The organism is Bacillus sp. FG16, from assembly GCF_057809515.1.
Genome location: NZ_JBMDKC010000327.1, coordinates 1 through 466 on the forward strand (window position 1 = coordinate 1; position 466 = coordinate 466).

Consider the following 466-nt stretch of genomic DNA (forward strand, 5'->3'; position numbering starts at 1 on the left):
CGCTACCAACATCAATATTGGAGATTATGTGACATTCCCTTACCGTCACGATCCACCTCTGCAAGTAACAGGATATATTGTAACTGTACTCGAACATACTAGTATTGTAGATATTTCTGAAATGGACTCCTTCTTCCAACTTGGAATCGATGGACGCCAAGTGGTTCGACATGAGCAATATAAACCCGTTCCATTCAAATCCTGTAAAAAGGTGGCACAGTGAATATGTACATGTTTGATGTAAGCTATTGTGTGGATGGAAACAACTTTTCAAAGTCTTTTCTGCTGGCTGAGTCAAGAGATGGATTTGAACTCCAAAAACAGTTACAAACCTTACTGGAACAAGAACATGTTGCACCTGTATACATTATGGAAACAGATTTGGAAAAACTATAACGGATCATACAGCCTACACAGAAAAGAGGTGGAAATATTGCTTAGTTTTCTCATAAGTGGTTCTGTTGTC

2 protein-coding genes are annotated in these 466 nt (G+C 38.6%); both read left to right on the forward strand.

The features are described 5' to 3' along the window. Window positions 1-223, forward strand: a 223-nt coding sequence (locus ACODS7_RS32560; RefSeq protein ID WP_488828692.1) for a DUF2187 family protein, incomplete at its 5' end; no start/stop codon positions are given. Further along, window positions 220-396, forward strand: coding sequence for a hypothetical protein (locus ACODS7_RS32565; protein ID WP_243168617.1), 177 nt, complete (start codon window positions 220-222; stop codon window positions 394-396). The genes ACODS7_RS32560 and ACODS7_RS32565, both read left to right, overlap by 4 nt. The last annotated feature ends 70 nt before the right edge of the window (window positions 397-466 follow it).